This window comes from Desulfacinum hydrothermale DSM 13146, assembly GCF_900176285.1.
Lineage (GTDB): Bacteria > Desulfobacterota > Syntrophobacteria > Syntrophobacterales > DSM-9756 > Desulfacinum > Desulfacinum hydrothermale.
The window spans coordinates 36,393-47,666 of the sequence record NZ_FWXF01000023.1 but is presented as its reverse complement, the minus strand read 5'-3'; the positions used below and the strand labels follow the sequence as shown (position 1 = coordinate 47,666).

Annotated in this window: 6 protein-coding genes and 1 pseudogene; all 7 read right to left on the bottom strand. The window is 61.2% G+C overall.

Going from position 1 to position 11,274, the window contains the following annotated elements; genetic code table 11:
- Positions 1–362: 362 nt before the first annotated feature.
- Positions 363–608, bottom strand: a pseudogene (locus B9A12_RS17905) (hypothetical protein); the annotation flags it as partial.
- A gap of 10 nt (positions 609–618) precedes the next feature.
- Positions 619–927 (bottom strand): Arm DNA-binding domain-containing protein, encoded by a 309-nt coding sequence (locus B9A12_RS15205; protein WP_084058958.1) that lies wholly within the window; start codon positions 925–927, stop codon positions 619–621.
- 416 nt (positions 928–1,343) lie between these two features.
- Positions 1,344–3,671: an FAD-dependent oxidoreductase gene (locus B9A12_RS15200; RefSeq protein ID WP_084058957.1), complete on the bottom strand. Its 2,328-nt coding sequence runs from the start codon at positions 3,669–3,671 to the stop codon at positions 1,344–1,346.
- A 38-nt stretch (positions 3,672–3,709) separates the two neighbouring features.
- Positions 3,710–5,344 carry a glutamate synthase-related protein gene (locus B9A12_RS15195; RefSeq protein WP_084058953.1) on the bottom strand — a complete coding sequence of 545 codons (1,635 nt, stop codon included), beginning with the start codon at positions 5,342–5,344 and terminating at the stop codon, positions 3,710–3,712.
- On the bottom strand, positions 5,308–6,438 hold the full coding sequence (locus tag B9A12_RS15190; RefSeq protein ID WP_084058952.1) for a class II glutamine amidotransferase domain-containing protein: 1,131 nt from the start codon (positions 6,436–6,438) through the stop codon (positions 5,308–5,310). Before B9A12_RS15190 ends, B9A12_RS15195 begins: the two co-directional genes overlap by 37 nt.
- A gap of 186 nt (positions 6,439–6,624) precedes the next feature.
- Entirely contained in the window at positions 6,625–9,342 is a 2,718-nt protein-coding gene (locus B9A12_RS15185) for a [protein-PII] uridylyltransferase family protein (RefSeq protein ID WP_084058951.1), read from the bottom strand.
- Positions 9,343–9,622: 280 nt separating this feature from the next.
- Entirely contained in the window at positions 9,623–11,035 is a 1,413-nt protein-coding gene (glnA, locus tag B9A12_RS15175; RefSeq protein WP_084058949.1) for a type I glutamate--ammonia ligase, read from the bottom strand.
- Between the last annotated feature and the right edge of the window lie 239 nt (positions 11,036–11,274).

The following is an 11,274-nucleotide window of genomic DNA, read 5'->3' as shown; positions in this document are numbered from 1 at the left end:
AGCGGTCGTCGGCTGAAGCTGCAGTTCGGTCGGCATTGTCCCGCTTTTCACGCTTTTCGAAGTGTTTATCTCAAATTTTGTCCAGCGTAGGGATCGCCGCCGCAAAAGCCTGAAAGCTCCTTCGGCCATAAGGGGTGAGGTGTGTCCAAAAATGTCTGAGATGGCATCGTCATGAGGGCTTTTCAGTCCTTGAAAAGGCAATGACCCGAAAAAGTGGCTGAACTGGGGCGTCGGTGACCCTCAAAATGGGTTCCGAAGCCATGCACGTCAGTCCACCCAATCAAATCTCACTGATTCAGGACAATCGTTTTCATCGTTTTTCCTAAAGTGTACGCATACTGTTTATCAGACTAACGTTTAAATCAGCGGCGCGCTTTTTGCGTCCGCTGGATTTTATTGTTATCCGATAACTTCCATCGTCTATTTACAAATCTTCCTGGTTCCTTATAGGATATTACTTTTGCAGGAACTCCAGCCACTGTTGAATTTTCAGGAACGTCCTTGGTCACAACGCTCCCTGCACCTATTGTAGAATTATTCCCAATAGTTACATTTTCTACGATATTAACATTGGGTCCGATATATACGTTATCTCCAATGACAGCGGCAGTGCCATAATTACTCCTGAATCAGTGAAGTGTGATTGGGTGGACTGACGAGCATGGATTCGGAACCCATTCTGGGGGGCACCGACGCCCTGATCCAGCGTTTGTTGGCCTGCCTGGCTTTCTCCCTGCCCTCGGACAGGAATACCAACGGGTATTTTACGATAGAGAGGGTTTTTTCTTTGCCCTCGAAGCGGTACTTGAGGCGCCACAGCTTGCCGCGTGCCGGGGTGACTTGCAGGTAAAGGCCGCCGCCATTATGAACTTTGTAGGGCTTTTCCCTTGGCTTGAGATTCCGAACTTTGGTGTCAGTCAGGCGCATCACGGCACCTCTAAATTGCATAAACATTTCAATCTATTGGGTCGGAAGCGGGGGTATTTGGAGGCACATAAGCGGAGATTCACCCCTAAGGCACCGCAAAATACCCCATGATCTCCCCGGATGTCAATGGATTTCCTTAAACTGAAGGAAACGCAAAAACCAGGGTAAAGCTTATTTGTCAATAGGTTATGGGCCTGTTAGGATTTGTTGAACTGATGTGTGGTGCCTGGGGCGGGTTGCAAACCCGCCCCCTACAAAGCTCAAAAAACACCACGGAGCACCGTGGGATTTCAACTCGTTACACACCCCCCAAAAGGGCTGAAAGACCGGCCTTTAACAAGCTTCCAGCCCGGGGGGCCGGCCCGTGGCGCCCCCACGAGCCGCCCCCTTCCTGGGTCATTCAGCGCGCACCGGCATCAACCCAGGGGGTCGTTTTCCACCAGATTCCAGATGCCGCAGGGGCACGCGCCGGCACAAAACCCGCACCCGATGCAGCGGTCGGGATCCACCACCAGTTGGAATGAGCCGTTGTCCTCGCCCACCCGGCGAATCGCCGCCTGGGGGCAGATCTCCACGCAGATCCCGCAATCGCGGCAGGAACCGCACGAAGCACAGGCCTCCCCACATTGATCCAAGCCGTCGAAGGCCATGAGCCTGGGATCGAAATATTCCAGCTTGACCCGGCTCTTGTCGATCATGGTCGTGGCATCGCCCCGGGGACGGCGCCCGTTCAAGATGTCGTCCATCACCTGGGCGGCTCGCCTGCCGGCACCGATGGCATCGGTCAGCAGTCCCAGACGGACCGCATCGCCGACGGCAAAGATCTGGGGATCGGTGGTCTGGAAGTTCTCGTCCACCCGGATGAAGCCCCGCTCCGTTTCCACCGTATCGGGAAGGAAATCCAGGTCCGGCTGATCCCCGATGGAGATGACCACCGTATCGGCGGGAATCACCTCCCCGGTGGTGAGCTCCACCCCCTCTTCCGTCACGGCCTTGGTGAAACAGGGCCATCGGAAGATGGCACCGACGGCTTGGGCCGCCTCACGTTCCTTGCCAAAGGAAGCCGGCTCCTGGATGTCGATGAGCGTGATCTTCTCGGCGCCCAGCCGGTGGGCTTCCGTGGCCACGTCGCAGCCCACGTTGCCGGCGCCAATGACCACCACCTGCCGGCCCACCTGGATCTGCCCCTTCTTGCTCTTTCGCAGAAAGTCCAGAGCGGGAATGAGCCGCTCTTTGCCGGGCACGGGAAGGACTCGAGGCTTCTGGGCCCCGGCGGCCACCACGATGAAATCGTAGTCTCCTTTGAGCCGCTCCACGTCCTCCCGTTGCAGGTCCTGCTGCAAGTGCACATGGGGCAGGGCCTTGCGGAGCCGTTCCAGTTCCGCCTCCACCACCTCCCGGGGAATGCGCGTGCCGGGGATGGCATCGGTGATCTTGCCGCCCAGCATGGGATTGCGATCATAGATGACCGCTTCATGACCCATTCGGCGCAGCTGCCAAGCGATGGAAAGGCCGGCGGGGCCGCCGCCGATGACGGCGATCTTCTTTCCGGAAAGCGGGGGCAGTTCCGGCAGCTTGGCCTTGAGGCTCGCCTTGCCCAGCTGGGTCACATCCACGGCGGGCATCTTGAGACTCTGGCGTGTGCACGCTTCCATGCACAAATTGGGACACAAGTAGCCGCAGACCGTGGCGGGAAAGGGTGTGTAGGCCAGGGCCATGTCCACGGCCTCGTCCACGCGGCCTTCGCGAACCAGGCGCCAGCGCTCATGGACGGGAATCCCCGTGGGGCAGCTGGCCTGGCAGGGCGGCGCGTACTTTTGGTTCTCCCACACGGGCACATACCGGCGAAGATCTCCCGTCACGATGAGCGGGATGGGACTCCGGTCCAGATCGGTCAGGTCCCCGATGAGTCCGCCTTGACCCAGCTCCTTGTCCCAGACCTCCGCGCGGAACGCGCTCATGGATCGCCGTGGCGCCGCCGCCTTCTCCTGGGGACTGCGGGCCGCCAGGAGCTGCCATTCCTTACGGTCGGCAAACCGTTGAAACAACTCGGGCTTTCCGATTTTTTCCAGAAACACCTGCAGGTTCTTCACCAGCCAGTGCCAGTCCTCGTCGCTCAAGGGCACCAGCTTGGCATCCGCCTGGCTGAACCCGCCATGGGGGCCCCGGAAAAAGATCTGCCCGCCCACCATGCCCACACAGGGCCGGTATCCCAGCACATTGTTCGGGTCCTGGGGCTGGTGGCCGCAGATGACGGCCACGCCGCCCGCCATGAACTCGGCGAAGTAGTCCCCCACCGAGCCCAGCACCCACAGTTCGGGGGGATCGAAACGGGGGTTGTGCTTGGTCATGGTCATGCCGCGGGCGCCGATGTTGCCCGCCACGTAGATCCTGCCCTGGGCCATGGCGTTGGCCACCCCATTGCCCGCATGGCCGTGGACGACGATCTCCGCACCCGCGTTCAGCCAGCCCACATCATCCGAGGCGGGCCCCAGGATTTCCACCGTGGTGTTGGGAAAGCCCATGGCCCCCACGCGCTGGCCCGGGGAGCCGTGGACCTTGACCAACACCCGGTCGTCTCCGGCCTTCCACAGCCGGCCCCCGATCCCGTGCTGGCCGAAGGCCTCCACTTCCAGGATCCGATGCCCTCGGGCCACCGCCTTCTGGATCCGCTCTTCCAGAATGCGCGATTCCAGACGACGTCCCTGTTCCTTTCCGGATATCCAATAGGATTCTCGTGCCATGGTCTGTTGCATGGACGTGTCCCCTCGTCTGCTGTCCGTTAAACCACGTACTTGATTTGAAGCCGTTGGGCCGCGGCGGCATCATCGATGCCCAGCGCGTCCGACATACCGATGGGAAGCGATGTGGAGCGCCCCAGCGGAGCCACGATCTTCTTCAGTTCCGTATCGAAGCTCAAAAAGAGGTCCACCACCCGCTCGGCCACCTTCTCGGGATCCAGCCGCCGGTAGAGCCGCGGATCCTGGGAGGTGATGCCTTTGGGACACACCCCGATGTTGCACACGTTGCAGCGGTCCGATTCGGAGCCCAGGCACCCGGCGGCGGCCTGCATGATGTATTTTCCGCTCTGCACTCCGCTGGCACCCAGCATGATGAGCGCCGCCGCGTTGGCCGCCAGGTTTCCGTTCTTTCCGATGCCGCCGCCGGCAAAGAGCGGGATCTCGTTCTGCTTGCCCAGCTTGGCCAGGTTCAGGTAGCAGTCCCGGATGTTGGACGCGATGGGATGGCCCATGTGGTCCATGGACACATTGTAGGCCGCCCCGGTTCCGCCGTCCTCTCCGTCGATGGCCAGGGCCGCCGCGTACGGATTGCGGGTCAGGTTGTTCAGCACCGCCAAGGCCGTGCTCGTACCCGAGATCTTGGGATAGACCGGCACCCGGAATCCCCAGGCCATGTACATGGACTGGATCATCTTGGCCACGGCCTCTTCGATGGAGTACTTGGTCTGATGGGTGGGCGGGCTGGGCAGGCTCACACCGGGAGGCACGCCGCGAATGGCGGCGATGAGCTTGTTCACCTTGTACCACATGAGCAGCCCGCCGTCGCCGGGCTTGGCCCCCTGGCCGTACTTGATCTCCACCGCACACGGATCTTCCTTCATGTCCGGAATGGAGTGGATGATCTCGTCCCAGCCGAAGTAGCCGCTGGCAATCTGCAAGATGACGTACTTGAGAAAGCGCGAGCGCAGAAGCCGCGGCGGACAGCCGCCTTCGCCCGTGCACATGCGCACGGGCATGCCCAGCTCTTCGTTGAGATAGGCCACCCCCATCTGGAGGCCTTCCCACATGTTGGGCGACAGGGCGCCAAAGGACATGCCGCCGATGATGAGCGGGTAGATCTCGCGCACCGGGGGAATCCAGCCCTCTTCCTTCAGCAGGCGCAGGTTTTCTTCCGGGGGAAGAACCCGCCCCAGGAGCGTTCGCAGCTCAAATTCGTGGCGTCCGGCATCCAGGGCCGGGTCGGTGAGCATGGAGATGCGGATGAACTTGATCCGGTCCAGGATGCCCCCCCGCACGTTCCGCCGGCCGCCACGGCGTCGTGGCTGGCCGCCCCGGTTGATGTGAAAGCGCAGCTTGTCCGCTTCGTCCGTCCGGTACGGCATGATGGCCCCGTTGGGACAGACCAGATTGCACATGCCACAGCCGATGCAGGCATAGGCCGGATCCGTCTTTTGGCGGATCCCGTAAAAGACCTTGAAGACGTTTGCCGGCCGCCGGGCCAGACCCATGGGGGTCTCCACGATCCGCTTTCGAAACACGCCCAGCTCGATGGCGTGCACGGGGCATACCGTGGTGCAGCGCCCGCATAGGGTGCATTTGTCCAGGCTCCAATGGATCTGCCAGGGCAGATCCCTGACACTCAGTGAATGGGGGGCAATGTATCCTTCTGAGAACATATCTGAACCTCCTGGCGATCCGGACCGATGATCACCGTATCCAGGTGCATGGGTTGAAAATCCGAGGACTTGTCCCGATCGGGGATGATAGCGTCCAGGCCGCATATCTCCGAAGACAGGGCGAACAGGCCGGGCTTTCCGCCCACCACGCCCGGACGAAGCTTCTTGCGGTCCTGAACCATGAAAACCCGCTTATCGGGCAGACAACCGATGACGCAGTTGGGGCCGTCGATGACAAGACGCCGGCAGCTGTGCTTCAGGTGCCTCAGAAAGTCCCCGTTGGGATGGTCCTCCAGATCATGGTCCTGGAGCGGCGTGATGATGTGCTTGTAGTAGGGCACGTCCAGACCCAGCATGTTCAGGGTGTAGTGCATGATGTGGGTGAAAACCTCCGAGTCCGACTGATAGCCCATGTATCCCGCAAATCCCCTGGACGACAAAAAATCCCGGATGGGCACAAAGGCCGTGTTCTCACCGTTGGTCATGGTGGCGATGCCCTGGATGAAGAAGGGATGGCAGGCATAGAGATTGATCGCGTAATTGGTGTTCTGGCGTCCCTGGGCCAAAATGATGCGCGCCCGCAGCTCCTTGCGATCCAGCTGGAGGTATTCCGCCACGGTCAGGGGATCCCCGATTTCCTTGATCATGATGCAGTCCGGCCAGAAACTGAAGACGATCATGTCCTCATTTTCCTGGCCCATCTGACGCAACTGGAGACGGATCTTCATGAGCCGAAAATCGATCTCATCCCGGCTCAAATCCTCCCACTCTTCCGGCAGTTCGTAGGCGCGGATCAGATAAATATCGCGTTTGGGCACCCCCGGCGGGGGACTCTTGGGGACCTTGATGGACAGTTTGTATTTGGTCATGAAGCCGATATCCATCATGAACCGGTCCAGTCTCTTGAGGCCTTCGTTGGAAAAGATGCCCGACAGGATCGGCGCCCCGTCCAGCTCCTCCCACGGCCCGCCCAGGTCGCTCAAAAAGAGGCCCACGCCGGAGCCGTCGTGGCCTTCGCGCATGACGTCCAACGCCTCGATGGCCCTCATGGGCGACTGGGGTTCCGTGCTCGTCAAAGCAAATAGGCGGCACATGGTTACGGCACTCCTTGTTTGGCGTCACCAAATCATTTTTGGCGCTTGAAGGATGTCAGAGGGCAAAAAAGGCCCACCACTTCCCGTGATGGGCCTTTTCGAACCGCATTGTTCGAATCGGGGATCCAAACGCCGTTGTTTGGAGGGAATGCTTCTGTGACAGAAATGCGAGGCTCTGTCAACCTCTCATTTTCGGCACACCACCTGCCACTGGCGGCGGACGAAGCGCCGCAGGGCCAGGAGATCCTCCCAGGTATCCAGCCTCAGGGGAAGCCCGGGCGGGGGCCACAGCCGCAAACGCACCAGGTGTTCCAACTGGGCGCGGCTGATCCGTCCCCCGCCCAGGTGGGTCATGAGGTGCAGCCGGTGCTCCAAGGATCGGAGCACCTGGAAGGCGGCCGTGAGCTTGTGTGCCGTCTCCTCATCTTCCAAGACCCTTCGGGCCGCCTCGGCAAGTGCCTCGCGCACATTGGCCCGCCGCAGCTCTTCCTTGGCGTGGCCGTAAAGCAGCTGCGCCCCCTGGACCAAAAACTCCACATCGGCCATCCCGCCGGGGCCCAGTTTGAGATCCACCACATCCTTCTTTTCCGAGGTTCTTTCTTCTTCCATGCGTCGGCGCAACTCCGCCAGGCGCGGCCACACGGACTCCTTCCTTCTGGGCTGGTAGCAAAGATCCGCGGCCTGTTGCATCAATTCCCTTTGGAGTTTCCGGGGTCCCGCCACGGCCCGCAGGCGAAGGAGCGCTTGGATTTCCCAGATATCCGCCCGGTTGGCGTAATAGTCCTCCCAATTGGCCCGGGTGACCGCCAGAGGGCCATAGGTGCCCGTGGGCCGCAGGCGGGCGTCCACCTGGTAGCCGGGCCCTTCCTGCAAAGGAGTGGTGAGCATGCGCATGAACCGATGCATGAGCCTCACCACGGGCATGGGGATCTGGTCCGGCGCCTCCCCTTCCAAGGGCTCGTAAACGAACATGAGATCCAGGTCCGACAGGTAGTCCATTTCCCGGCTGCCCAGCTTGCCCAGGGCCAGGACCGCCAAGGGCGTCTGGTCGGAAAGCTCCACGGCGGCGCAAACGGTATGGAGGGTCTCCTGAATCACGAAGTCGGCCAGATCCGACAGGGCCGCCTCCACTTGCGGGTGCGACCACGTTCCACTGAGATCTTCCAAGGCCACCATGAGGAGGCGTTCGTTCTTGAGGCGCCGAAGCCATTCGAAGGTTTCATCATAGGCGGTGGTGCGCACCAGGATGGATCGGGCCGAGGAGCGCCAGTGCTCGTGAGAGACGGCCCGGTCGTCCCATTGGGCCAAGGTCTCCACCAGGCCGGGCTGGTGTTCCAGCATGTCCGCCACCAGCTTGCAGCGGGCCACGGCCCCCATGATGACGGGAACCCAGCGGGTTTGGGCGGCAAGAAACTTTTGAAGGCCCGGTCGGCGGCACACCTGGGCCAGGTAGCGATCCACTCGGGCCGCCATTGTCTGGCGCAATGCGTCGTCCACGGCTTCCACATACGGAAGGACCCCTTCCTCCACCCCGCGGACGAACGAACCGGGAAAAGCCGCAAGAGACGGGACCTGCCGCTCCAACCAGGATCTCAGATCGCCAATCCCGTCCGCAGCGCCGTCGACGGATTCGGTCTCCGAGTCCGCTTGGTCCGGCCCGGAAAAGAGCGCCGTGAAGTGTTGATGCACCACGCGGCAGTGACCTTGCAAGGTGAGCAGGAACCGATCCCAATGTCCCTGGAAGCCGAGAGCCGAGGCCAGACGTCGTCTGCCTTCGTCCGAGGCGGGAAGCTCCTGCGTCTGCCGGTTCTGGTCCAGCTGGACCCAGTGCTCCACCCGGCGCAAAAACACATAGGCGTCTTGAAGCTCGCGGGCCGCCCCGGACGGCAGCAAATCCAGCTCCTGCAATCGCCGCAAGGCCTTCAGTGTGTTGGGTTCTTCCAGTTGCGGGTGACGCCCCCCGTAAATGAGCTGAAAGGACTGGACCAGGAATTCCACCTCCCGGATCCCGCCCGTGCCCAGTTTCACATCGAAGCCCCGCCTGGACGTTCGGGAAACGCCCTCGAACAGGATCCGGTCCCGCATGGCCTTGAGTTCATCCAGGGCCTGGAAGTCCAGAAAACGGCGGAAAACGAAGGGGCGGATTTCCTTGAGAAAAGACGCCCCCAGTCCCCGATCCCCGGCGACGGGACGCGCCTTGAGAAGCATCTGCCGCTCCCAGGCCTTTCCCTGGAGCAGATAGTGATAGGCGGCACCTCCGGCCGTGGGGACCAGCTCCCCGTCCTTTCCCTGGGGCCGCAGGCGCAGATCCACATGGAAGACCCGGTCCCCCTCCACCGGATCGGCCAGCAATTGAACGAGCTTCTGGCAAAGGAGCGCGGTCAACCGGGAAGCGTCCGCGGACTCGCTTTCATCGAAAGAGACCTCCTGACGAAGAAAGAGCAGATCCACATCGGAGACGTAATTGAGCTCCCGGCCGCCCAGCTTTCCCAGGCCCAGCACCACCACCGACATGGAGCGCAGAAGGGCCGGGGCCGATTCCCGCTGCGCCTCGGGAACCCAGGTGTGGGGATGCCCCTTGAGCCATTCCAGGCCCACCTGAAGACAGACTTGGGCCAGATCCGAGATCTGCCCCGTGGTTTCTTCCAGATCCGCCCAGCCCAGCAGATCCCGACCGCCGATGCGGAGGAAATGGCGCTGCTTGAAGGATCGATAGCACCGCAGCACGTCGTGAAAGGAGGACGCCCGGTCCAGATCCTGGGACAGGTCCCGAAAGAGTTCCGTCACGCCGTAGCGGCGCCACAGGTTCTTGGCATCCCAAAGCCATGTTCGATAGTCCTGGCGGCGAAGGAGGGTCGACAGATAGGCCGAGGCATGATGAATCCGTTCCAGTTCCTTTTCCATGGATGGAAGACCGTGATCCGTAGCCGTGGGGGCAGGGTCCGTTTCCGGTTCGCCTGGCAAGGAGGCGGTCCGGAATTCTTTTTTCCTGAGGAACGCGGGCGTCTCGCCCGCTTTCCATGCGGGTCGGAGTCCCGCGCTGCCGGCCTGGCCTTGCGGCCGTAGGGGCGGGTTCCGAACCCGCCCCTACGGCGTGGGAACGCCCAAAGAACCGCAGGGCCCAGGGGGATTCAACCAGGTAGAAATCCCCCCAAAGGCCGAAAAGCCATTGGGGGACAGGTCCTTAGATGTCGTAGTAGAGCATGAACTCGTAGGGATGGGGCCGCAGGCGCACCGCATCCACTTCCTGGGAGCGCTTGTATTCGATCCAGGTATCGATCACGTCCTGGGTGAAGACGTCGCCCTTGAGCAGAAACTCATGGTCCGCTTCCAGGGCCTTGAGGGCCTCCTCCAGGGACCCCGGGGTGGAGGGCACATCGGCCAATTCCTCCGGGGACAGTGAATAGATGTCCTTATCCAAAGGCTCGCCGGGGTCGATCCGGTTTTCGATACCGTCCAGGGCCGCCATGAGCAGGGCGCTGAAGGCCAGATACCCGTTGCAGGAAGGATCCGGGAAGCGCACCTCGATCCGCTTGGCCTTGGGCGAGGGCGAATACATGGGAATCCGGATGGAAGCGCTCCGGTTGCGGCTGGAATAGGCCAGGTTCACGGGGGCTTCGTAACCGGGCACCAGGCGTTTGTAGGAGTTGGTGGTGGGATTGGTGAAGGCGCACAGGGCCGCGGCGTGCTTGAGGATGCCTCCCACCGCGTAGAGCGCCGTATCGCTCAGGCCCGCATATTTGTCGCCGGCAAAGAGCGGCTGGCCGTCCTTCCAGATGCTCAGATGGGTGTGCATGCCCGATCCGTTGTCCCCAAAGATGGGCTTGGGCATGAAGGTGACGGTCTTGCCGTGGCTGCGAGCCACGTTCTTGATGATGTACTTGAACCACATGAGCTGGTCACCCATTTTGACGAGGGGAGCGAAGCGCATGTCGATCTCCGCCTGCCCCGCCGTGGCCACCTCGTGGTGCTGGCATTCCACCGAAATGCCCACTTGCTGCATCTTGAGCACCATCTCGGTGCGCAGATCCTGCTGGGAATCGGTGGGCGGAACCGGGAAGTAGCCTTCCTTGTGGCGCGGCTTGTAGCCCAGGTTGGGATTCTCCTCCCGGCCCGAGTTCCAAATGCCTTCCACGGAATCCACGAAGAAGTACGCGAACTGTGCCGCGCTGTCGTAACGGATGTCGTCGAAGATGAAAAATTCCGCCTCCGGGCCGATATAGGCCGTATCCCCGATGCCGGTGAACTTGAGATACTCCGCCGCCTTCTGGGCGATGTGGCGCGGGTCGCGGCTGTACTTTTCCTTGGTGACGGGATCCACGATGTTGCAGATCACCGTGAGCGTGGGCACCTTGAAGAAGGGATCCATGACGGCCGTTTCCGGATCGGGAACCACCAGCATATCGCTGGCGTTGATGGGCGCCCAGCCGCGAATGCTGGACCCGTCGAAGCCGTAGCCTTCTTCGAAGCTGGTTTCGTCAAACTCACTGATGGGGACGGTGAAGTGCTGCCAGATGCCGGGAAAGTCCAGGAACCGAAAGTCCACCATCTGGGCACCGTTTTCTTTTGCGTAAGCCAGTACTTCCTTCGGGGTCATGAAACGTCCTCCTTAGTCATTGTGGGGATAGGGTGCCTGCGTCACGAAGATGGAATACAGGCAATTTTTTGGCCAATGGGCACGTTGTTTTTTACAAAGCGAAGGAAAAGAGAGCACCCGCGCGGTCTTTTTTTCTCCCCGTTCCTTCCATCGTGCGTCGCTGCCATCCGTGCATGCCCATGGGAGGGAACAAAATTGTACCGTCCTGGCCCCAAGGCTCTGGGTCGGAACCATTTTGT